24 protein-coding genes are annotated in these 20,709 nt (G+C 71.3%); 18 read left to right on the plus strand and 6 right to left on the minus strand.

The annotated features are described in order from the left end of the window. Positions 1 to 461 precede the first annotated feature (461 nt). The 5 genes from alaS to BCF74_RS04260 are packed head-to-tail and all read left to right on the plus strand — an operon-like array spanning position 462 to position 6,376. Complete coding sequence (gene alaS / locus BCF74_RS04240; protein ID WP_106296721.1) at positions 462 to 3,155, plus strand: alanine--tRNA ligase; 2,694 nt, start codon at positions 462 to 464, stop codon at positions 3,153 to 3,155. A gap of 2 nt (positions 3,156 to 3,157) precedes the next feature. Then, the gene (gene ruvX, locus BCF74_RS04245; RefSeq protein WP_106296722.1) at positions 3,158 to 3,715 is read left to right on the plus strand and encodes a Holliday junction resolvase RuvX; all 558 of its coding nucleotides are present in this window, start codon (positions 3,158 to 3,160) and stop codon (positions 3,713 to 3,715) included. Then, positions 3,712 to 4,875 carry an endolytic transglycosylase MltG gene (gene mltG / locus BCF74_RS04250; protein ID WP_106296723.1) on the plus strand — a complete coding sequence of 388 codons (1,164 nt, stop codon included), beginning with the start codon at positions 3,712 to 3,714 and terminating at the stop codon, positions 4,873 to 4,875. Before ruvX ends, mltG begins: the two co-directional genes overlap by 4 nt. Next, complete coding sequence (locus tag BCF74_RS04255; protein ID WP_342747546.1) at positions 4,869 to 5,681, plus strand: shikimate dehydrogenase; 813 nt, start codon at positions 4,869 to 4,871, stop codon at positions 5,679 to 5,681. Before mltG ends, BCF74_RS04255 begins: the two co-directional genes overlap by 7 nt. Beyond that, positions 5,678 to 6,376 (plus strand): prepilin peptidase, encoded by a 699-nt coding sequence (locus BCF74_RS04260; RefSeq protein WP_106296724.1) that lies wholly within the window; start codon positions 5,678 to 5,680, stop codon positions 6,374 to 6,376. Before BCF74_RS04255 ends, BCF74_RS04260 begins: the two co-directional genes overlap by 4 nt. A gap of 40 nt (positions 6,377 to 6,416) precedes the next feature. Here BCF74_RS04260 and BCF74_RS04265 read toward each other — a convergent pair whose 3' ends face one another. The 4 genes from BCF74_RS04265 to BCF74_RS04280 form a co-directional block, all read right to left on the minus strand. Continuing rightward, positions 6,417 to 6,941, minus strand: coding sequence for a hypothetical protein (locus BCF74_RS04265; protein ID WP_106296725.1), 525 nt, complete (start codon positions 6,939 to 6,941; stop codon positions 6,417 to 6,419). Positions 6,942 to 6,950: 9 nt separating this feature from the next. Further along, the gene (locus BCF74_RS04270; protein ID WP_106296726.1) at positions 6,951 to 7,250 is read right to left on the minus strand and encodes a DUF1905 domain-containing protein; all 300 of its coding nucleotides are present in this window, start codon (positions 7,248 to 7,250) and stop codon (positions 6,951 to 6,953) included. Positions 7,251 to 7,330: 80 nt separating this feature from the next. Next, positions 7,331 to 8,434, minus strand: a complete 1,104-nt coding sequence (locus BCF74_RS04275; protein WP_218279196.1) for a FecCD family ABC transporter permease — start codon at positions 8,432 to 8,434, stop codon at positions 7,331 to 7,333. Continuing rightward, a complete protein-coding gene (locus tag BCF74_RS04280) occupies positions 8,431 to 9,432 on the minus strand; it encodes a FecCD family ABC transporter permease (protein ID WP_106296727.1) in 1,002 nt (333 codons plus the stop codon). The genes BCF74_RS04275 and BCF74_RS04280 overlap by 4 nt, the downstream gene beginning before the upstream one ends. A 44-nt stretch (positions 9,433 to 9,476) precedes the next feature. Between BCF74_RS04280 and BCF74_RS04285 the strand changes: the two genes are divergently transcribed. From BCF74_RS04285 to BCF74_RS04305, 5 genes are all read left to right on the plus strand, one after another. Then, complete coding sequence (locus tag BCF74_RS04285) at positions 9,477 to 10,475, plus strand: ABC transporter substrate-binding protein (protein ID WP_106296728.1); 999 nt, start codon at positions 9,477 to 9,479, stop codon at positions 10,473 to 10,475. A 102-nt stretch (positions 10,476 to 10,577) separates the two neighbouring features. Then, positions 10,578 to 11,801, plus strand: a complete 1,224-nt coding sequence (gene aroC / locus BCF74_RS04290; protein WP_106296729.1) for a chorismate synthase — start codon at positions 10,578 to 10,580, stop codon at positions 11,799 to 11,801. Positions 11,802 to 11,854: 53 nt separating this feature from the next. After that, complete coding sequence (locus BCF74_RS04295; RefSeq protein ID WP_106296851.1) at positions 11,855 to 12,376, plus strand: shikimate kinase; 522 nt, start codon at positions 11,855 to 11,857, stop codon at positions 12,374 to 12,376. Beyond that, positions 12,373 to 13,437, plus strand: coding sequence for a 3-dehydroquinate synthase (gene aroB / locus BCF74_RS04300; RefSeq protein WP_106296730.1), 1,065 nt, complete (start codon positions 12,373 to 12,375; stop codon positions 13,435 to 13,437). The genes BCF74_RS04295 and aroB overlap by 4 nt, the downstream gene beginning before the upstream one ends. A 40-nt stretch (positions 13,438 to 13,477) precedes the next feature. Continuing rightward, a complete protein-coding gene (locus BCF74_RS04305) occupies positions 13,478 to 14,104 on the plus strand; it encodes a GNAT family N-acetyltransferase (protein ID WP_245889205.1) in 627 nt (208 codons plus the stop codon). On the opposite strand, the gene BCF74_RS04310 is transcribed toward BCF74_RS04305, so the two are convergent. Beyond that, positions 14,020 to 15,564 (minus strand): FMN-binding glutamate synthase family protein, encoded by a 1,545-nt coding sequence (locus tag BCF74_RS04310; RefSeq protein WP_106296731.1) that lies wholly within the window; start codon positions 15,562 to 15,564, stop codon positions 14,020 to 14,022. The genes BCF74_RS04305 and BCF74_RS04310 overlap by 85 nt on opposite strands. Positions 15,565 to 15,650: 86 nt before the next feature. Here BCF74_RS04310 and BCF74_RS04315 point away from each other — a divergent pair, with 86 nt between their 5' ends. The 7 genes from BCF74_RS04315 to BCF74_RS04345 all read left to right on the plus strand — a co-directional run bounded on the left by BCF74_RS04315 (position 15,651) and on the right by BCF74_RS04345 (position 19,496). Continuing rightward, the gene (locus BCF74_RS04315) at positions 15,651 to 16,523 is read left to right on the plus strand and encodes an intradiol ring-cleavage dioxygenase (RefSeq protein WP_106296732.1); all 873 of its coding nucleotides are present in this window, start codon (positions 15,651 to 15,653) and stop codon (positions 16,521 to 16,523) included. Positions 16,524 to 16,559: 36 nt separating this feature from the next. Next, positions 16,560 to 17,141 carry an NYN domain-containing protein gene (locus BCF74_RS04320; protein WP_106296733.1) on the plus strand — a complete coding sequence of 194 codons (582 nt, stop codon included), beginning with the start codon at positions 16,560 to 16,562 and terminating at the stop codon, positions 17,139 to 17,141. 155 nt (positions 17,142 to 17,296) lie between these two features. Then, the gene (gene efp / locus BCF74_RS04325; RefSeq protein WP_106296734.1) at positions 17,297 to 17,857 is read left to right on the plus strand and encodes an elongation factor P; all 561 of its coding nucleotides are present in this window, start codon (positions 17,297 to 17,299) and stop codon (positions 17,855 to 17,857) included. 15 nt (positions 17,858 to 17,872) lie between these two features. Further along, on the plus strand, positions 17,873 to 18,286 hold the full coding sequence (gene nusB, locus BCF74_RS04330; protein ID WP_106296735.1) for a transcription antitermination factor NusB: 414 nt from the start codon (positions 17,873 to 17,875) through the stop codon (positions 18,284 to 18,286). A gap of 13 nt (positions 18,287 to 18,299) precedes the next feature. After that, positions 18,300 to 18,788, plus strand: a complete 489-nt coding sequence (locus BCF74_RS04335; protein WP_106296736.1) for a GNAT family N-acetyltransferase — start codon at positions 18,300 to 18,302, stop codon at positions 18,786 to 18,788. Between the two features lie 34 nt (positions 18,789 to 18,822). Next, positions 18,823 to 19,080, plus strand: coding sequence for a FitA-like ribbon-helix-helix domain-containing protein (locus tag BCF74_RS04340; protein WP_106296737.1), 258 nt, complete (start codon positions 18,823 to 18,825; stop codon positions 19,078 to 19,080). Further along, positions 19,077 to 19,496, plus strand: a complete 420-nt coding sequence (locus tag BCF74_RS04345; RefSeq protein ID WP_106296738.1) for a type II toxin-antitoxin system VapC family toxin — start codon at positions 19,077 to 19,079, stop codon at positions 19,494 to 19,496. Before BCF74_RS04340 ends, BCF74_RS04345 begins: the two co-directional genes overlap by 4 nt. A 214-nt stretch (positions 19,497 to 19,710) precedes the next feature. On the opposite strand, the gene BCF74_RS17255 is transcribed toward BCF74_RS04345, so the two are convergent. After that, positions 19,711 to 19,887, minus strand: a complete 177-nt coding sequence (locus tag BCF74_RS17255; RefSeq protein WP_170070125.1) for a hypothetical protein — start codon at positions 19,885 to 19,887, stop codon at positions 19,711 to 19,713. Positions 19,888 to 20,111: 224 nt separating this feature from the next. Here BCF74_RS17255 and pyrR point away from each other — a divergent pair, with 224 nt between their 5' ends. Further along, on the plus strand, positions 20,112 to 20,684 hold the full coding sequence (pyrR, locus tag BCF74_RS04350) for a bifunctional pyr operon transcriptional regulator/uracil phosphoribosyltransferase PyrR (protein ID WP_106296739.1): 573 nt from the start codon (positions 20,112 to 20,114) through the stop codon (positions 20,682 to 20,684). Positions 20,685 to 20,709 lie beyond the last annotated feature (25 nt).

A 20,709-nucleotide genomic window follows, 5' to 3' on the forward strand; every position in this document is an offset into this window, starting at 1 on the left:
GCGGCCTCGGCCAGCGCGGCACAACGCCCCTGGTGGGCGTCGGTGCCGGTGCTGGTGGTCATGCTCCCATGATACACGAACACCAGTTCGAGGCAAGGGTTTGTGGTGGTGAATTGTCTTCTGCTGCAAGCGAACTCGCGCTTATACGATGGGTCTGACAGTGGCGGTCGGGGGTGAACGGAATCGGCAATCAGTGGTGGGACGGGAGTGGTCGGTGAGGCCACGGCATACCCCCGCTGCCGGGAAGCGGCAATCAGTCGGGGGAGAGGCGCACGGAATCGGCAATCAGTCGGGGGACCTGCTGCCGGGAACTGGCAATCAGTGGGGAGTCGGGGGCACGACGGGGACCCATGGGAAAGGCGGGCGCGACGGCATACGGGCGCCCCGTAGGATCGACCGGTGCCCGGAACGCGCGGGCGCCGACGCCCGACGTGACGAACCGACCCCAGGACGAGAACCCCATGGAAACCGCCGAGATCCGCCGCCGCTGGCTGTCCTTCTTCGAGAAGAACGGCCACGCCGTCGTGCCCTCCGCGCCGCTCATCCACGACGACCCGAACCTGCTCTTCGTCAACGCCGGCATGGTCCCGTTCAAGCCGTACTTCCTCGGGCAGGAGACCCCGCCGTGGGACCGCGCGACGAGTGTCCAGAAGTGCGTGCGCACCGGTGACATCGAGGAGGTCGGCAAGACCTCGCGACACGGCACGTTCTTCCAGATGAACGGCAACTTCTCCTTCGGCGACTACTTCAAGAAGGACGCCATCGTCCTCGCGTGGGAGCTGCTCACGACCCCGCAGGACCTCGGCGGTTACGGCCTCGACCCGAACCGGCTCTGGGCCACGGTCTACGAGGACGACGACGAGGCCGAGCGGCTCTGGGCCGAGTACACCGGCGTCCCGCTCGAGCGGATCGTGCGCCGCGGCAAGGCCGACAACTACTGGCACATGGGCGTCGACGGCCCCGGCGGCCCGTGCAGCGAGATCTTCTACGACCGCGGCCCCGAGTACGGCCGTGAGGGTGGGCCCGCCGTCGACGAGGACCGCTACATGGAGATCTGGAACCTCGTCTTCATGCAGTACGAGCTGTCGGACGTGCGCTCCAAGGTCGACTTCGACATCGTCGGGCCGCTGCCCGCGCAGAACGTCGACACCGGCATGGGGCTGGAGCGGATCGCCTCGGTGCTCCAGGGCGTCGACAACCTCTACGAGATCGACGAGGTCTACCCCGTCCTGGAGAAGGCGGCCGCACTCACCGGCAAGACCTACGGAGCGAACTCCGGCCATTCGGCGGAGCAGTCGCACCCCGACGACGTGCACCTGCGCGTCGTCGCCGACCACGTCCGCTCCTCGCTCATCCTCATCGGCGACGGCGTCACTCCCGGCAACGAGGGTCGCGGCTACGTCCTGCGTCGTATGCTGCGCCGCGCCGTGCGTGCGATGCGTCTCCTCGGTTTCGAGGAGCCAGCGCTGCCGGAGCTGCTGCCCGTGTCGATGGAGCGGATGAAGCAGTCCTACCCCGAGCTCGAGACCGGCTTCGACCGGATCAGCTCGATCGCGTACGCCGAGGAGGAGGCCTTCCGGCGCACCCTCGCCGCGGGCACGACGATCCTCGACACGGCCGTGGCGCGCACGAAGTCCGAGGGCGGCACGACGCTCGCCGGCGACCAGGCGTTCCAGCTGCACGACACCTACGGCTTCCCCATCGACCTCACCCTCGAGATGGCGGGGGAGCAGGGCCTCGAGGTCGACCGCGAGGGCTTCACCCGGCTCATGCAGGAGCAGCGTGACCGGGCCAAGGCCGACGCGCGCGCCAAGAAGTCCGGCCACGCCAACACCGAGGTGTGGAAGGAGCTGCGCGCCGCCGACGAGACCGACTTCCTGGCGTGGCAGCAACTGACGAGCGAGGCCAACGTCCTCGGCCTCGTCGTCGACGGCGAGCGTGTCGAGGAGGTCGAGCCGGGCCAGCGCGCCCAGGTCGTCCTCGACCGGACGCCGTTCTATGCGGAGTCCGGTGGCCAGATCGCCGACGAGGGTGTGATCACCGCCGACGGCGTGCACCTCAAGGTCGTCGACGTGCAGCGCCCGGTCAAGGGCCTCATCGCGCACACCGTCGAGGTCGTCCATGGGCCGCTGCGCGCCGACACGCCGGTGCTCGCCGAGGTGAACCCCGAGTGGCGGCTCCAGGCGTGCCAGGCGCACTCCGGCACGCACGTCGTCCACGCGGCGCTGCGCGAGGTGCTCGGCCCGTCGGCCCTGCAGTCGGGTTCCTACAACAAGCCCGGCTACCTGCGTCTCGACTTCGCGTGGGGGCAGGCGCTGTCACCGGAGACCCGCAGCGAGATCGAGGAGGTCGCGAACCTCGCGGTGCGTCAGGACCTGCCGGTGTCGGCCGACTGGATGTCACTGGCCCGCGCCCGCGAGATCGGTGCCCTCGCACTCTTCGGCGAGACCTATGGCGAGGACGTCCGTGTCGTCGAGATCGGCGGCCCGTGGTCGCGCGAGCTCTGCGGTGGCACCCACGTCGGCCACTCCTCCCAGATCGGCGCGCTCACCCTCACGGGCGAGTCGTCGGTCGGGTCTGGTGTGCGCCGCGTCGAGGCCTTCGTCGGTATGGACGCCCTGCGTTACCTCGCGCGTGAGCGCGCCATCGTCGCCGAGCTCTCGGGCCTCGTCGGCGCCCCGGCGGGTGAGCTGACCGACCGCATCGGCGCCATGGTGACCCGGCTCAAGGACGCCGAGCGAGAGCTCGAGCGTTCGCGCAAGCAGGCGGTCCTCGCGGCGGCCGGCTCGCTCAGCGACCAGGCCAAGGATGTCGGCGGCGTCCGCCTCGTCCGGCACGACGCGGGCGCCGACGCGGCCGCCGACGACGTGCGCGCGATGGTCCTCGACGCCCGACAGAAGCTCGGCGAGGCAGCACCCGCCGTCGTCGCCGTCACCGGTGGCGCCAAGGGTCGTCCCGTCGTCGTCATCGCGACCAACCAGTCCGCCCGCGACCGAGGCATCAAGGCCGGCGAGCTCGTGCGCATCGCCGCCCAGACCCTCGGTGGTGGCGGCGGCGGCAAGGACGACATCGCCCAGGGCGGTGGCCAGGACCTCTCCAAGACGGGCGAGGCCCTCAACGCCGTCGAGTGGCGCGTGGGGGAGCTGGCCGGTTGACGATGCGCCCCGGGATCCGACTGGGGGTCGATGTCGGCGCGGTGCGCGTCGGCGTGGCCCTCAGCGACCCCTCGGGGCTCCTCGCCACGCCCCACGCGACGGTGGAGCGACGCTGGGAGGCCGCGGACGGCATACGCACCGTCGGTGAGGCCGGCAGCACCGATCAGGACGACACGAGCGCCGAGGACGACATCGCCGAGATCGTCGCGCTGGCCCGCCGGACCGAGGCCGTCGAGGTCGTCGTCGGGCTGCCACGCTCCCTCGATGGGGGTGAAGGTCCCAGCGCGGCGGCCGCCCGCGCGTATGCTGCGGAGTTGGCTCGCCGGGTCGCACCCGTGAGCGTCCGTCTCGTCGACGAACGCCTCACGAGTGTCGACGCGCACCGGGCGCTGCGCGACAGCGGAGTGTCCGGTCGCAGGCAACGAGCCGTCGTCGACCAAGCGGCGGCGGTCCTCATCCTCCAGGGCGCTCTCGATGCCGAACGCGGCACCGGGCGCCCACCGGGTGAGCCGGTAGGCCAGAAACGGCGCAAGCCGCGGACGAAGGACGGACAACGGTGACCCAGGACCACCTCGACACGACGATCTTCGGGGAACCTCCACCGCAGGAGCCGAGCCGTCGGCGTCGTCGTCAGCGTGAGCGCCGCAGGGGCGGCCGCCGCCTCGTCACGCTCGTCATCGCCGTCGCCCTCGTGGGTGTCGCGACGGTGACGGCGTTCACCGTCCTCCGACCGCTGGTGTCCTCCCTTGTCGGCGGTGGCTCCGAGGCCGAGGACTTCCCCGGCCCGGGGTCGGGCGAGGTCGTGGTGACGGTCAAGCAGAGCGACAGCGGCGAGGCCATCGCCACCGCGCTCCGCGACGCGGGCGTCGTCAAGACCCGCTCGGCCTACCTCGAGGCCTCAGCCGCCGACCCCGAGCTCAGCGCCAAGATCCAGCCCGGCACCTACACGTTGAAGAAGGAGATGAAGGCCAGCGAGGCCTTCGGCTTCCTCGCCAACCCGGACAACCGCACCGTCGCGCGCGCCGTGATCCCCGAGGGTCTCTGGGTCAGCGAGATCATCCCGCGGCTCAGCAAGGCCACGACGATCCCGGTCGCCGACTACGAGGCCGCCCTCAAGGACCCCGAGGCACTCGGACTTCCTTCCGCCGCGGACGGCAAGGTCGAGGGTTGGCTCTTCCCGTCGGCCTACGAGTTCGACAAGGACGTGCCCGCCGCAGAGCAGCTGCGACAGATGATCGCGATGACGATCAAGGAGCTCGAGAAGGCGGGCGTCCAGCCGGACGACTACGAGCGCATCCTGACCGTCGCCTCCATCGTCGAGGGCGAGGTGAACGGCGAGGGTGACCGCGCCAAGGTGGCCCAGGTCATCGAGAACCGCCTGAACGACCCGAACGGCCCGACCGTCGGCATGCTGCAGATGGACTCGACCGTGCACTACGCCGTGCAGAAGCGTGGTCGCGCCGGGACGACGAGCGAGCAGCGCAACTCCGACAGCCCCTACAACACCTACAAGGTCAAGGGGCTGCCGCCGGGCCCGATCAACAACCCGGGCGCCGCCTCGATCGAGGCCGCCGCGAACCCCGAGGAAGGCCCGTGGTTCTTCTTCGTCGCCGTCAACCCCGACACGGGCGAGACGAAGTTCGCGACGACCGCCGCCGAGCACCAGCGCAACGTCGAGGAGTTCAACCAGTGGTGTCGGGAGAACCGGGACCGGTGCTGAGGGCGGCGGTCCTCGGCTCGCCGGTCGCGCACTCGCTCTCACCCGTCCTGCACTCCGCGGCGTATGCCGCGCTCGGGCTGTCCGAGTGGTCCTACGGTCTGCGTGAGGTCACCGAGGCCGAGCTGGGTTCGGTCGTTGCCGGGCTCGACGAGACGTGGCGCGGCCTGAGCCTGACGATGCCGCTCAAGGAGGTGGCCTTCGAGGTCGCCACCACGGTGTCCGACGTGGCGCGCGACGCCGGGGCGGTCAACACGCTCGTCCGTCGCGGAGACGGCGGCTGGGACGCACACAACACCGACGTCACCGGGATCGTCCGCGCGGTCGAGCACGTCGGGCACGGGGGCTCGGCGGTGGTCCTCGGGTCCGGTGCGACGGCACGCTCGGCCGCCCTCGCCGTCGTCGAGCTCGGGGTGCGCGACGTCGTCGTCGCCGCCCGCAATGCGCAGGCCGCGGCCGAGGTCGTGGACCTGCTGGCGCGACACGACGTCCGTGCCCGGCACGTGCCGTTGGGTACGTGGGCCGACGCACGTCCTGCACTCGTCGTCTCGGCCCTCGCCCCCGCGGCGAGCGAGGTCGTCGCCGAGTCGGCCCAGTGCGCGGACCTGTCCGGCACGACGCTCCTCGACGTCGTCTACGCGGACTGGCCCACACCGCTGGCGCGCGCCGTGACGACGGCGGGAGGTGCCGTCGTGTCGGGACTCGACATGCTCGTGCACCAGGCGGCCGAGCAGTTCCGCCTCTTCACCGGCCATGAGCCCCCCGTGGAGGTCATGCTCGCGGCTGCGCGCGAGCAGGTCGGCTCGTGACGGTCGGCGGCTGGCCGTCGTGGGTGGTGCTGCTCATCGCCGCCGGGGCGGTCGTGGCCGGGCTGGCCACGTCGCGCGAGCTCGCGACCGCCGGCTACCGGATCCCCGAGGACGAGGCCGACCACGACCCGCCGCGCTCCTGGTGGGTCGTGCCGCTCCTCGTCGCGCTCGCCCTGTGGGCGACGCGCAGCGTCGGTGACGCCGGAGCGTATGCCGCGCTGCCGGCATACCTGCTCTTCGCCTGGCTCTCCGTCTGTCTGGTCTGGATCGACCTCGACGTGCATCGCCTGCCCGTCGGGCTGACCCGGCCGGCGCTGCCCGCCGCGCTGCTGTTGCTCGTGCCCCCGAGCATCGCCACGGGGGAGTGGGGCCGGCTGCTGACGGCCGTCCTGTGTGCCGTCGTGTTGTTCGTCGGGTATGCCGTGCTCGCGTTCCTGCCGGGTGGGGGCTTCGGCGGCGGTGACGTGCAGTTGGCACCCCTCATCGGGCTGCTGCTCGGGTGGCTCTCGGTGGGACACGTCGTCGTCGGCACGATGGCCGCGTTCGTCCTCGGCGGGATCGGTGCCACGGTGCTGCTGCTCACCGGGCGCGCGGGACGGTCGAGCGCGATGGCGTTCGGGCCGTTCATGTGCGCAGGCGTGTTCGTCGCTCTGGACTGGACCGACGCCGTCCTCGCCGGGATGCTCGGGACCTGAGGGACCGTTCGGCCCTCCGGGCAGGTCGGCACGATCGGGCTCAGGTCGGCAGGATCGGGCCGCTCACGGCGTAGCCGAACTGTTCGCGCAGGTAGGAGGGCTGACCCTTCGACTCGAGCGCGTCGGCGGACTTGCCCACGGGACCGGAGCCGGGCCACACGTGCATCGCCATGAGGATGAAGGAGACGACGGCGCCGAGGGCATACATCCACCAGCTGCCCTGCACGACGAAGGCGAGCACGAGCGAGAGGATCGCGATGACCTCCGCGATGGCGAACCGCAGGGTCATGGAGCTCTGGTAGCGCACGCGCCCCTCGGCGACCGCCTCGTCCTCGGCCATCCCGGGCTCGAGCGGCTGGGGTCGATAGCCGACGGCCCCGATGAGGAAGTGAGCGACGACACCCGCGGCGAGCACGCCGACGACGAACCACGTCGGCGGCATGGTCTCGGTCCCCAGGACGAACAACAGCACGACGCCCATCACGACGAGCGCGCCCATGTAGGAGGCGGCGAGCATCCGTGCGGACGTGGCGAAGGATGAGGTCTCGGGCGTCTGCGTCGTCACGCGGCCAGACTAGCGGCGAGCGTCGCGTGTGGGCGGGTCGATGCGCTCGGTGAGGTGCACGGTGACCTCGTCGCCGGTTCCCTTGCCGATCGCGTCACGGACCGCCTTGGTGACGGCGAGCTTGTGCGTCCCGTCACCGAGCGCCATGAACGAGCCGCGGAACGGGTGGTCGTCGACCGTGCCGGCGACCTTGACCAGCCCGCGGGTCCCGAAGAACTGCGCGCTCCAGTCGGTGACGAGGTAGGTCCAGCCGCCTGGGGCTTCGCTCGTGACGAGGGTGCCGGTGAAGGTCTTGTCGAGAGTGGTCATACGGCAGCGTCTCGCAGGCGCGCGGTCCGCTGTCAAGAGGTCGGGACGGACCATCGCACGAATCGTGCAGCGGGGCCGGTTCAGGTGCTGCGGCCGGCCCGGCGGTGCAGGAGGACGACGAGGTAGACCGCGCCGATGATCCCGGTGACGATGCCGACCGGCAGCTCCGTGGGGCCGAGGCCGAGCCAGCCGAAGAGGTTGCGCGCCACGAGGTCCGAGCCCGAGACGAGCACCGCCCCGACGAGGGCACTGAGCACGAGCGGTGGGCGCTCCACCCGGGCGATCCGGACGGCGAGTGCCGGCGCGCACAACCCCACGAACGCGACCGGGCCTGCCGCTGCCGTGGCGAGCCCGGCCAGCACGGTGCTCGCGCCGAGCGCGACCCACCGGGTTCGCGACGGGTTCGCGCCGAGGCCGGTCGCCACGTCGTCGCCGAGGACGAGCACGGCGAGCTCGCGGGTGAGGAGCCAGGTCGCGGGGGTGAGGGCGACGATCGCCACCACGACCGGCGCGACATCGGTCCACACGCGGCCGCTCAGCGACCCGGCGAGCCAGGTGGCCGCACGGCCCGCGTCGGTGACGTCGCCGCTGACGAGGAGCCACGTCACGGCGGACTGGCACATCGCGGTCACCCCGACGCCGACGAGGACGACGCGTTCGCCGGCGCGCGCCACGAGGGCGACGAGCAGCGAGGCGATCGCGCCGCCGGCCATCGCGGCCGCGGGTACGCCCACCGACGCCACGGCTCCGGAGGCGCCGCCGGCGCTCCCGCCGAAGACGATGACGGCGACCGCGCCGAGGCTGGCGCCACTCGTCACCCCGATGATGTCGGGCGAGGCCAATGGGTTGCGGGTCACGGTCTGGGTGAGGGCGCCGGCGACCGCGAGGGCCGCACCCACGCAGATCCCGGCCACGGCGCGCGGCAGCCGCAGCTCGCGCACGACGAAGTCGGCCGGCCCGCCGCTGCCGCCGAGGAGCGAGGCGAGGACGTCGGAGAGGGGGAGCGCGGTGGTGCCGACGGAGAGCGAGAGGACGAACACGGCGACGAGCAGGACGGTTCCCGCGAGGATCGCCCCGGCGTGGTGGCGTTCGGTGCGCGCCGGTCGCGCGGTTGGCGGCGTGGACGCTCCGGCTCGTGCGGGTGTCGGTGCCTGGCCCCGAGCTCGCGACCGCGTGTCCGTCACAGTGCGATCCTGCGGCGGGCGATGAGGGCGACGAAGAGGGGTCCGCCGACGAGCCCCAGCACGACTCCGGCCTGGAGCTCGCCGTTGCCGGTGACGAGGCGCCCGGCGACGTCGGCGAGCAGCAGCGCGCTCGCGCCGAGCAGGGCACACAGGGGGAGGAGCAGGAGGTGGCGGCTGCCGACGAGGACGCGTCCCGCATGCGCCGTCAGCAGGCCGACGAACGCGATCGGGCCACACGCAGCCACTCCCGCGGCCGTGAGGACACCGATGGCGACCACGCCGAGCAGCCGCAGGCGCGTCAGGGAGACGCCCAAGCCGCGGGCGAGGTCGTCACCGAGGACGAAGTGGTCGAGGTCTCGCGCCGCGAGGACGGTGAGGACCGCCCCGACGGCGAGGAACGGCAGCACCTGGCCGGCGACACCGTCACCGCGGCCGGACAGGGACCCGACCGCCCAGAAGCGGTAGCCGTCAAGCGTGCGGGTGTCGAGGAGCACGAAGGCCGACGTGATCGCCGCCAGACCAGCGGACACCGCGACACCGAGCACGGCCAGCGTCACCGGCGCCAGCCCCGCACGGCCGAGCCGGCTCGCCGCGACGAAGATGAGCGCCGTCGCGAGCACGGCACCCAGAAGCGCCCACCACACGGACGAGGCGACCGTGCCCGCCAGCCCGAGCCGGATGCCGACGACGACCGCGAGGGCCGCCCCGGCGCTGACCCCGAAGAGCCCGGGCTCGGCGAGCGGGTTGCGGGTCAGCGTCTGCATGAGAGCCCCGGCGACGCCGAGGCTGGCGCCCACGAGGAGCCCGAGCTCGGTGCGCGGGAGGCGCAGGTCGCGGACGATGACGTCGGCGTCGGTGCCGCTGGGCGCGACGAGGGCGTGCCAGACCTGCTGCGCCGAGAGCGCTTCGGCGCCGAACGCGAGGCTCGCCAGGACCGCGAGCACAAGCAGCCCGCTGCCGAGGAGCAGCGGGCGCGTAAGGTGAGGCTTACCTTGCATGTAGGGTGCACGCTACCAAGCCAGCACCTCGAAAGGATCACCGGATGCGCTCGCGCGCCACGGCCCTCGCGGCCCTCCTCATCTCCCTCCTCCTCGGCCTCACCGCATGTGGCTCCGGAGGGTCCGCCGACGAGCCGGCCGCGTCCGGCGGCGCGAGTGGCGAGGGCGGCACCTGGCCGCGCACGATCACCCACGCGATGGGCACGACCGAGATCAAGAAGCAGCCGGTGCGTGTGCTCGCCCTCGACAACTCGTATGCCGAGGCGACCCTCGCGCTGCAGGCGCAGCTCGTCGGGTTCACGCAGTACCGCGGGCTCGGCGAGACGCTGCCGGACTACCTCGGTGACGCGCGGACGGCATACGCGAAGGACGCGAAGTCCGTCGGGACGCTCGCCGAGCCGAACCTCGAGCAGATCGCGGCGCTCCAGCCCGACCTCATCATCAGCGCCAAGGTGCGCCACGAGAAGATCTACCCGCAGCTGTCCAAGATCGCGCCCACCGTCATGTCGGAGACGACCGGTGCGCAGTGGAAGGACAACATGACGATGTTCGGCAAGGCCCTCGGCAAGGAGGACCTCGCCGCGCAGATCCTCGGGGACTACGAGAAGGCCGCGGCCGAGGTCGGGAAGGCCGTCAACGCCAAGGCCGGCAACCCGACGATCTCCGTCGTGCGGTTCCTCGACGGCCCGACGCGCCTCTACCAGAAGGCGTCGTTCACCGGGATCATCCTCGAGGACGCCGGACTCGCCCGGCCGCCGTCGCAGGACGTCGACGACTTCGCCGCCGAGATCAGCGAGGAGAAGATCAAGGACGCCGACGCGGACAAGATCTTCGTCACGACCTACGACGCCGAGGACGACAAGGGCACGAAGACCCGCGAGCAGTTCGCGGCGAACCCGCTCTGGGCGCCGCTCGCGCCCAAGGTCGTCCAGGTCGACGACGGCACCTGGATGACCTCGGTCAGTGTCCAGGGCGCGTACGTCGTGCTCGCGGACCTCGCGAAGACCTTCGGCGTCGACGCGCCGGAGAACCCGCTCGCCTGACACCTGCCCTACTCTCCCTGCTCGCGACGTGGGCGGCGTGGGTGCCGCCCGCGTCGCGAGCAGGGTGCCCGGGCGCGTCCGGCACCGTGGGAGGATCTGCGCATGCTCCGCTGGTTGACCGCAGGTGAGTCCCACGGCCCGGCCCTCCTCGCGACGATCGAGGGCCTCCCGGCCGGCGTCGAGGTGACCCGCGACGACGTCGCCGCGGCCCTCGCGCGGCGCCGGCTCGGCCACGGCCGCGGCGCGCGGATGAAGTTCGAGCAGGACGAGGTCGAGTTCCTCGGCGGCGTCCGGCACGGCGTGACCATGGGCTCGCCCGTCGCCATCCGCATCGGCAACACCGAGTGGCCCAAGTGGCAGACCGTGATGTCGGCCGAACCGGTGTCCGACGAAGCGCTCGCGGCGTCGAACGATGTCAACGCCGAGAAGGAGATCGCCCGCAACAAGCCGCTCACCCGGCCCCGTCCGGGGCATGCCGACCTCGTCGGCATGCAGAAGTACGGTTTCGATGACGCCCGGCCGGTGCTCGAGCGTGCCTCCGCCCGCGAGACCGCGGCGCGGGTTGCGCTCGGTGAGGTGGCCGCGCGGCTGCTCGAGCAGGCATACGGCATCCGGCTCGTGTCGCACACGGTGTCGATGGGGCCGGTCGGCGTGGCCGAGGACGCCCCGCTGCCGACGCCCGACGACGTCGCCGCGATCGACGCGGACCCGGTGCGCACCCTCGACGCCGCCGGCTCGGCCGCGATGGTCGCCGAGGTCGACGCGACGAAGAAGGACGGCGACACCCTCGGTGGGGTCGTCGAGGTGCTCGCCTACGGGCTGCCGCCCGGTCTGGGCTCGCACGTCCACTGGGACCGCCGGCTCGACTCGCGGCTCGCCGGTGCCCTCATGGGCATCCAGGCCATCAAGGGCGTCGAGATCGGCGACGGCTTCCGCACGGCGGCGCGACGCGGCTCGGCGGCGCACGACGAGATGGAGCGCGACGCGTCCGGCACGATTCGGCGGCGCTCGGGCCGGGCCGGTGGCACCGAGGGCGGTATGTCGACCGGTGACGTGCTGCGCGTGCGCGCCGCGATGAAGCCGATCTCGACCGTACCGCGCGCCCTCGACACCATCGACACCACCGGTGACGAGGCGGCGAAGGCGATCCACCAGCGTTCGGACGTCTCGGCGGTTCCGGCGGCGGGCGTCGTTGCGGAGGCCATGGTCGCGCTCGTCCTCGCCGAGGCGTGCCTCGAGAAGTTCGGCGGCGACTCGGTCGAGGAGACCCGCCGCAACCACGCGGCCTACCTCGACTCGATCCCGGAGGCGATGCGCTCGTGGTGAGCCCTGACGCGCGCGGCGGCACCGGCGGCACCGACGGCACCCACGGCAGCAGCGTGTCCGGCGCGGGCCCGGTCGTCGTCCTCATCGGCCCGCCCGGCGCCGGCAAGACCACCATCGGCGAGGCGCTCGCCGGGCGGCTCGGCGTGGCCTTCCACGACACCGACGCCGCCGTCGAGGCCGACCGGGGGCGCACGATCTCGGACATCTTCGTCGTCGAGGGGGAGCCGGCGTTCCGGGCGCTGGAGCGTGCCGAGGTGGCCCGGGCAGTGGCTGAGGAGCGCGGTGTCGTGGCGCTCGGCGGCGGCGCGCCCATGGACCCACAGACGCAGTCGGTGCTGGCCGGTGTCGACGTCGTGTTTCTCGACGTCGGCATCGCGGACGCTGCCAAGCGGGTTGGGTTCGATGCGAGCCGGCCGCTGCTCGCGATCAACCCGCGCGCGGCATGGACGAAGCTCATGAACGAGCGCCGACCGACCTACGAAGCCGTGGCGACGCACCGCGTCGACACTGCCGGGCGCGGCGTCGAGGACGTCGTCGACGAGGTCGCCGGGCTGCTCGGGGAGCGTGAGCAGTGAGCGTCGTCAAGGTCGGCGACGTCTATGACGTCGTCATCGAACCCGCTTGTGCCACAAGGGTTTCAGAGTTCATCGGCAACGGCGTGCAGCGCGCGCTCGTCGTCCACCCGGAGTCGATGCGCGCCTTGGGGGAGCGAGTCACCGCCGCGCTGCGCGACGTCGGGGTCGAGGCGTATGCCGCGAGCGTGCCGGACGCGGAGCCGGCCAAGACCGCTGCGGTCGCCGCGGACCTGTGGTCGCTGCTCGGACAGCACGGCTTCACCCGGACGGATGTCGTCGTCGGCGTCGGGGGAGGCACGGTCACCGACCTTGCCGGCTTCGTCGCGGCGACGTGGCTGCGGGGCGTGCCCGTGATCCAAGTGCCGACGACGTTGCTCGGCATGGTCGACGCCGCCGTCGGTGGCAAGACCGGCATCAACACGGCCGAGGGCAAGAACCTCGTAGGCTCCTTCCACGAGCCGCGGGTCGTGCTCTGCGACACCGACGTGCTCGCGACGCTGCCACAGGCCGACTGGGTCGCCGGGCTCGCCGAGGTCGTCAAGGCCGGCTTCATCGTCGACCCCGTGATCCTCGACCTCGTCGCCTCCGACCCCGCTGCCGCCGCGCGTGCGGACGGTCCGCACACGGTCGAGCTCATCGAGCGTGCGATCCGGGTCAAGGCCGACGTCGTCGCCGCGGACCTGCGCGAGTCGTCACTGCGCGAGATCCTCAACTACGGCCACACCTTCGGGCACGCTGTCGAGCAGGTCGAGCAGTTCACGATGCGCCACGGTGAGGCGGTCGCCATCGGCATGGTCTATGCAGCCGAGCTGGCCTGCGCCGCAGGCGTTCTCGACCGTTCCCTCGTCGACCGGCACCGGGAGGTGCTCACCTCGGTGGGGTTGCCGACGAGCTATGCGTCCGGGCGGTGGGCCGAGCTCGAGACGGCCATGCGCCGCGACAAGAAGACCCGCGGGTCGATGCTCCGCTTCGTCGTCCTCGAGGACATCGCCCGACCCGTGCGGCTCGAGGGACCGGACGAGGACTGGGTGCGCGCGGCATACGCCGCCATCTCGGGCTGACTCGCCCCGCGTGACGGCGTTCGGGTCTAGCGTCGGCACCATGGCCTACACGACCCGGCTGCTCACGGCGGACACGTGGGATGCCTTCGCCTCGCTCGTCGAGGCGCACAACGGTGTGTGGGGCGGCTGCTGGTGCATCGGCTTCCACGCCGACGGCTTCCAGGGCTCGCCCGCGGCGAACCGGGACGCAAAACGCGCCCACGTCGACGCCGGCACGGTGCATCAGGTGCTCGTCTTCGACGGGCAGGAGTGCATCGGCTGGTGCCAGTTCGGGTCGCCGTCGGAGCTGCCGAACATCAAGAACCGCAAGAAGTACGACGCGGCCGAAGCGCCGGAGCCGTCGTGGCGGATCGGGTGCATCTTCACCGCGAGCAAGCGACGGGGAGAGGGTGTCGCCCGCGCCGCGGTCGAGGGGGCGTTGGCCGAGATCGCGCGTGCCGGGGGAGGCGCCGTCGAGGCCTACCCCGAGCAGAGCGTCGACCGGAAGCCGCAGCGGGGATGCCTACTTCCACACCGGGCCGGAGGAGCTCTTCACGCAGTTCGGCTTCGTCCGGGACCGCCAGATCGCCAAGTGGCGCTGGGTCATGAGTGCGCAGGTGGCGCCTGCATGAGGTCCGTGATCTCGACCGAGCAGCTCGCGCTGAGCGCGCCCCAGCCGGGCTCGTAGGAGTAGACGTCGCGCAGCGGCGTGCCCGTGCGGTTGCCGTCGAGGAACTCGACGCAGTCGGCGTCGATGAGTCCGGGGTGTGCGACCCCGCACGCTTCGGACACCTTGAGCAGGTCGCGGCGCAGGGTGCGTAGGTAGTTCGCGACCCGCACCGACTTCAGCTCGGGGTCGAGGCCGTGCGCGAGCCAGCGGTCCTGGGTGGCGACGCCCGTGGGGCAACGGTCGGTGTGGCACTTCTGCGCCTGGATGCAGCCGAGCGCCATCATCGGCTCGCGAGCGACGTTGAGCAGGTCGGCCCCGAGCGCCAGGGCGACGAGCGCGTTGTCGGGCAACCCCAGCTTGCCGCTGCCGATGAAGGTGATGTCGTCGGTGAGGCCGGCCCGTGCGAAGGTGCAGTAGACCCGCGCGAACGCGATGCGGAAGGGCAGCGCCACGGTGTCGGTGAAGACGAGCGGCGCCGCACCGGTGCCGCCCTCGCCGCCGTCGATGGTAATGAAGTCGACGCCGCGAGAACGGTCCTGCATGCGGTTGGCGAGCTCGTCCCAGAACTCCGGCTCCCCGACGGCGGACTTGATGCCGACGGGCAGCCCGGTCTCGTCGGCGACCCGCTCGACGAAGTCGAGCATGCTGTCGACGTCGTGGAACTCGGCATGCCGCGACGGGCTGGCGCAGTCCACACCCATCGGTATGCCGCGGATGCGGCTGATCTCCTCGGTGATCTTCGCGGCGGGCAGCAGTCCGCCGAGCCCGGGCTTGGCGCCCTGGCTCAGCTTCACCTCGATGGCACGCACCGGTGCGCTCTGCACGAGGTCCTTGAGTCGGGCCATGTCGAAGCGCCCCTGCTCGTCACGGCAGCCGAAGTAGGCCGTGCCGATCTGGAAGACGATGTCGCCGCCGTGGCGGTGGTGGTCGGAGAGGGCGCCCTCGCCGGTGTTGTGCAGGGCACCGGCGAGCTTCGCTCCCTTGTTGAGGCCTTCGATCGCCGGCCCCGAGAGGGATCCGAAGCTCATGCCCGAGATGTTGACGATCGAGTTCGGGCGGAACGCCTGCCGGCGCCCGCGCGGTCCGCCGAGGACCTTCGCACCGGGGAGCCACACGTCGTCGTCCGCGCCGTGGGCGACCGCGGTCGACGGGGCCGGACCGGCGAAGGTGCGGTGCTTGATGACGACGTAGCCCTCGGTGTTCTCGACGTCGTTGTCGGTGCCGAAGCCGGTGTAGTTGTTCTCGAGCTTCGCCGACGCATAGACCCAGGAGCGCTGGTCGCGCGAGAACGGCCGTTCGGCGTCGTTGCTCGAGATGATGTACTGCCGCAGCTCGGGACCGATCTTCTCGAGGAAGTAGCGGGCGTGCGCGATGACGGGGAAGTTGCGCTTGAGTGACTGCTTCTTCTGGGTGAGGTCGCGCACCGCGACGCCGGCCACGCCGACGACGGCGGCGCCGAGGAGAGACTTCGCCTTCATGCTTCGCAGTCTGCCCTTTCGGGGTCCACAGCGGGTGGACAGCGCACTCATGGCGAAGGGCGCGCTGCCGGGTGGATGGTTCTGTCATGACGACCTCCGACCAGCCCCACGCCGACCATCCCCACCCCGACCATGACCGCGGCCTCGAGTTCGACGTCGCCACGCTGCTGGGCCGGCGGCGGGCCCTCGGGCTGCTCGGCGGCGTCGGCCTCGCCGCCTTCGCCGGCTGCTCCGGCACCGGCACCAGCAACCCCGGCACCACCGGTGCCACGACCGGCACCTCAACGGGGACACCGACGTCCCCGACTGCCACGGGGTCCGGCTCCACCGTGAGCACCGAGATCCCCGACGAGACCGGCGGCCCCTTCCCGGGCGACGGGAGCAACGGCGTCAACGTCCTCGACGACTCCGGCATCGTCCGGTCGGACCTCACCTCGTCCTTCGGCACGTCGACGACGCGCGCCGAAGGCGTGCCGCTCACCGTGAACCTCACCGTCACTGACAGCGCCAACGGGTATGCCGCGATGCCGGGTGCTGCGGTCTACCTGTGGCACTGCGACCGGGACGGCAACTACTCGATGTACTCCCGGGGCGTCGAGGACGAGAATTACCTGCGCGGTGTGCAGCCCACGAGCGACGACGGGACGGCGACCTTCACGACGATCTTCCCCGCGGCCTACAGCGGACGGTGGCCGCACATCCACTTCGAGGTCTACCGGTCGACCGACGAGGCGACGAGCAGCGGGCAGATCGTCAAGACCTCGCAGCTCGCGCTCCCACAAGCGGTCTGCGAGGCGGTGTACGCGACGCCCGGCTACGAGCAGAGCGTCGCGAACCTCGCCGGCACGAGCCTCAGCTCGGACATAGTCTTCCGGGACGACGGCGCCGTCCACCAGCTCGCGACCGTGACGGGCGACGTCACCTCGGGCTACACGGCGAACCTCACCATCGGCGTCTGAGGCCGCGGCGGCCGGGACCGCCCTAGACTCGCGGCCATGGCCGACGACGACACGACCGACGAGCCGGTGCTCACCTACGTTCTCGTCGACGGCGAGAACATCGACGCGACCCTCGGCACCTCGATCCTCGGCCGCCGGCCCCAGCCGGAGGAGCGCCCCCGCTGGGACCGGCTCCTCGCCTTCGCCAAGGACCGCTGGGAGCAGGACGTGCGCGGCCTGTTCTTCCTCAACGCGACCCAGGGCATGCCGATGCCGTTCATCCAGGCGCTCAAGGCGCTCGGGTTCGAGCCGGTACCGCTCTCGGGTGACCCCGACATCAAGGTCGTCGACGTCGCCATCCAGCGGACCTTGCGCGCCATCGCCCGGCGGGACGCCGACGTCATGCTCGTCAGCCACGACGGCGACTTCCTCGACGAGGTCGAGGCGCTGCTCGAGCAGGACGACCGGCGGGTCGGGCTGATGGCTTTCCGCGAGTTCCGCAACAGCGGGTTCGCCGCACTGGAGTCCGACGGGCTCGAGATGTTCGACCTCGAGTTCGACGTCAAGGCGTTCACGTCGCGACTGCCGCGCATCCGGGTCATCCCCATCGACGAGTTCGACCCCGCGCAGTTCCTCTGAGCCTCGCGCCGTCGTGGGTGATTCGGGGGAGCGGCACGCCCACGGATAGACTCGCCCGCGATCCCCAGCCCGGCACCCAGGCGCCGGCGACTCGCGAGGCGCGTGGACGGCATACGCACGCCTCGTCTCCACCACAGCGGAAAGTGACCTCACTCGTGGCATCGACCAACGACCTCAAGAACGGCCTCGTCCTCAACCTCGAGGGCCAGCTCTGGACCGTCGTCGAGTTCCAGCACGTCAAGCCCGGCAAGGGCCCGGCCTTCGTGCGGACCAAGCTCAAGAACGTCCTCTCCGGCAAGGTCGTCGACAAGACCTTCAACGCGGGCGTCAAGGTCGAGACGGCCAACGTCGACAAGCGCAACATGACCTACCTCTACAACGACGGCACCGACTTCGTGTTCATGGACCCCGACACCTATGACCAGATCGCGGTGACGCCGCAGATCGTCGGGGACGCGGCGAAGTTCATGCTCGAGAACCAGGAGGCGACCGTCGCCCGCCACGACGGCAACGTTCTCTTCATCGAGCTGCCCGCGTCGGTCGTCCTCGAGATCCAGTACACCGAGCCGGGCCTGCAGGGCGACCGCTCCACCGGCGGCACGAAGCCGGCGACCCTCGAGACCGGTGCCGAGATCGGCGTCCCGCTCTTCCTCAACACCGGCGACAAGGTCAAGGTGGACACCCGCGACGGGTCCTACCTCGGCCGCGTCAACTGACGCGGCGGCCGCCGCATGGCTGCACGCACCAAGGCGCGCAAACGCGCCGTCGACCTGCTCTTCGAGGCCGAGCAGCGGGGCGTCAACGCGAGCGAGCTGCTGCGTGAGCGGCTCGCGGCACCGGTGACCGAGGCGCCGCTGTCGGAGTTCACGGCCGACCTCGTCACGGGCGTCGTCGAGAACTGGACGCAGATCAACGACCTGCTCACGACGTACTCGCAGGGCTGGTCGCTCGAGCGGATGCCCGCCGTCGACCGCGCCATCCTGCGGCTTGGTGCGTTCGAGGTGCTGTTCGGGCAGGACGTGCCCGAGGGCGTTGCGATCTCAGAGGCGGTCGCGCTCGCGACCGAGCTGTCGACCGACGACAGCCCGAAGTTCGTCAACGGGCTCCTCGCCCGCCTTGCCGAGGTCAAGCCGACCCTGGCGTGATCTCCTCGCTCTGATGGGCTCGATCCGCTTCGCAACGGCCGCCGACCTGCCCGGGTTGGCGGCCGTCGAGGCGTCCGGGGACGCGCTCTCCGAGACGGTCTTTGGGCCGCTGGACTGGCCGCCGCCGGCGACGGGGGAGTGGCGGGCGGCCCAACCTGGATTCCTGCTCGTGACCGGCGACCCGGTCGTGGGGTTTGCGCACGTGCTGGTGATCGAGGGGCACTGGCACCTCGAGCAGCTCGTCGTCGACCCGGCCCACGGTCGCCGCGGTCTTGGGTCGGCACTGCTCGATGCCGTATGCCGTGAGGTCGCCTCCCGCGGTGGGGAGTCGGTAACCCTGCGGACGTATGCCGACGTGCCGTGGAACGCGCCGTTCTATGCCCGGCACGGGTTCACCGAGGTCGCGTCGGAGCCGGCCTGGATGGCGCCGCTGCGAGCGACCGAGGAGCGGATCGGGCTCATGCGCCACGGGCGCAGGATCGCCATGCACCGCGAGTGCTAGCATTGCTGTCACTCTGACAGCGAGGTGATGGCGCATGGGGACACTGACGATCCGCAAGGTCGACGACGACGTGAAGCGCCGCCTCCAGGTGCGGGCTGCGCGCAACGGTCGGTCCATGGAGGCGGAGGTGCGAGCGATCCTCGACGAGGCCGTGGCCGAGGGCGACGGTCCGGAGCGAGAGCCGACGCTCGGCGAGGTCATGGCTGAGTTCCGAGCTCGTACAGGTGGAGTCGATCTCGAGCTACCGCCACGCGAGGACTTCGACGACCATCGCGTGCCCGACTTCTCGTGATCATCCTCGACACCAACGTCGTCTCCGAGACGATGCGTCCGGCACCCGATCCACGAGTGATCGCATGGATCGACGCGCTGTCGTGGCGCGACAGCCACATCACCGTGATCACGGCCGGGGAGCTGTGGCAGGGAGTGTTCGGCTTGCCGCCCGGGCGGCGACGCGACGTGGTCGGTGAGAAGGTCGACCTCGCCCTCATGAGCTACGAGGGGCGCGTGGCGCCAGTCGATGACCGGGCGGCGCCACACTTCGCCCAGATTCGGGCCGACCGGAGACGTGCCGGTCGCCCGATCAGGACGAGTGATGCGTGGATCGCGGCGGTGTGCCGCCGGTACGACGTGCCGCTGGCGACACGGAACGTCACGGACTTCGACGGGACCGGCATCGCCGTCGTCAACCCGTGGGACGGCCCCTGACTGGACTGTCGCGACTGGGGTCGCCCCCAGAGCTGGCGGACCCACCGACATGCAATAGCGACCTGGGCCGGCCCGCCCGTACCCAGTTCAGACAGCGATGCCCGGCGGGCGGGGTGCAATTGCACGTCCGTCGGTCCGGCGGCACCTGCGAGCGGACGACCAGGCGAGCCGGCCGCGTGGGCGCGCGGACGGCATACGGACGAACGAGCGCGACTCAGCCCGTGGCGGACGGGACGCGCGCGCCGAAGACGACCTCGGGCCACGCGGCCCGGGCGAGCCAGGCACGGTAGGTGTCGGCGTCGGCGTCACGCGGCGGGAAGAGCGGGGCCGGCGAGGTCGCGCACGCCTGCGTGGGGGTGATGGTTGCGGTGGAGCTGGGCTCGGGGTGCACGCTGCCTCCTTCGGCGTCGCGGTGGGTGGTGACAACGCCGCAATTACATCACGTCATGTTTAGATGGACATAGCGACTGCTTATGTGTCTCGTGGTGTGGGACGCCGGCTTCCTCGTCTCGGCGGGGCGGGTTCGGGACCCCGTTGGCGGGCCCGCTAGAGTTGGGCTGACCGACATCCTTTAACGACCTGTCCCGTGAGGCAGGGAAGGAGGTCACGACACTGATGTGTCCTGACAGTGCTGCGCCCGAAGGCTCCTCGAACGGACGACAGGTCCTCGGAGCCGCCGACATCTCCCGGGTGCTGCGCCGCATCGCGCACGAGATCCTCGAGGCCAACAAGGGCGCCGACGACATCGTCCTGCTCGGCATCCCGTCACGCGGCGTTCCGCTCGCCAAGCGCCTCGCCGCGCTCATCGCCGAGGTCGAGGGCAGCGACATCCCGTGTGGGGCCCTCGACATCACGATGTACCGCGACGACCTGCGCCGCCAGCCCACGCGCGCGCCGATGCCGACGCAGATCCCCGACTCCGGCGTCGACGGCAAGACCGTCGTCCTCGTCGACGACGTCCTCTACAGCGGGCGCACGGTGCGCGCGGCCCTCGACGCGCTCGCCGACCACGGCCGACCCGCTGCCGTGCGCCTCGCCGTCCTCGTCGACCGCGGCCACCGTGAGCTGCCGATCCGCGCCGACCATGTCGGCAAGAACCTGCCCACCGCCCAGTCAGAGACCGTGCGGGTGCGCCTCGCCGAGACCGACGAAGCCGACTCCGTGACGATCGCCGGGGGTGCCCGATGAGGGGCAACGGCGGTCGTATGCCGTC

This window comes from Knoellia remsis (genome assembly GCF_003002895.1).
In the GTDB taxonomy this organism is placed as follows: Bacteria; Actinomycetota; Actinomycetes; order Actinomycetales; family Dermatophilaceae; genus Knoellia; species Knoellia remsis.

Coding starts and splice junctions, on each gene's coding strand:
- alaS (WP_106296721.1), top strand. CDS start 462: ATGGAAACCGCCGAGATCCGCCGCCGCTGGCTGTCCTTCTTCGAGAAG.
- BCF74_RS04320 (WP_106296733.1), top strand. CDS start 16,560: ATGGCCGACGACGACACGACCGACGAGCCGGTGCTCACCTACGTTCTC.
- aroC (WP_106296729.1), top strand. CDS start 10,578: ATGCTCCGCTGGTTGACCGCAGGTGAGTCCCACGGCCCGGCCCTCCTC.
- BCF74_RS04270 (WP_106296726.1), bottom strand. CDS start 7,250: ATGACCACTCTCGACAAGACCTTCACCGGCACCCTCGTCACGAGCGAA.
- BCF74_RS04340 (WP_106296737.1), top strand. CDS start 18,823: ATGGGGACACTGACGATCCGCAAGGTCGACGACGACGTGAAGCGCCGC.
- BCF74_RS04280 (WP_106296727.1), bottom strand. CDS start 9,432: ATGCAAGGTAAGCCTCACCTTACGCGCCCGCTGCTCCTCGGCAGCGGG.
- ruvX (WP_106296722.1), top strand. CDS start 3,158: ATGCGCCCCGGGATCCGACTGGGGGTCGATGTCGGCGCGGTGCGCGTC.
- BCF74_RS04285 (WP_106296728.1), top strand. CDS start 9,477: ATGCGCTCGCGCGCCACGGCCCTCGCGGCCCTCCTCATCTCCCTCCTC.
- pyrR (WP_106296739.1), top strand. CDS start 20,112: ATGTGTCCTGACAGTGCTGCGCCCGAAGGCTCCTCGAACGGACGACAG.
- BCF74_RS04305 (WP_245889205.1), top strand. CDS start 13,478: ATGGCCTACACGACCCGGCTGCTCACGGCGGACACGTGGGATGCCTTC.
- BCF74_RS04315 (WP_106296732.1), top strand. CDS start 15,651: ATGACGACCTCCGACCAGCCCCACGCCGACCATCCCCACCCCGACCAT.
- BCF74_RS04310 (WP_106296731.1), bottom strand. CDS start 15,564: ATGAAGGCGAAGTCTCTCCTCGGCGCCGCCGTCGTCGGCGTGGCCGGC.
- BCF74_RS04335 (WP_106296736.1), top strand. CDS start 18,300: ATGGGCTCGATCCGCTTCGCAACGGCCGCCGACCTGCCCGGGTTGGCG.
- nusB (WP_106296735.1), top strand. CDS start 17,873: ATGGCTGCACGCACCAAGGCGCGCAAACGCGCCGTCGACCTGCTCTTC.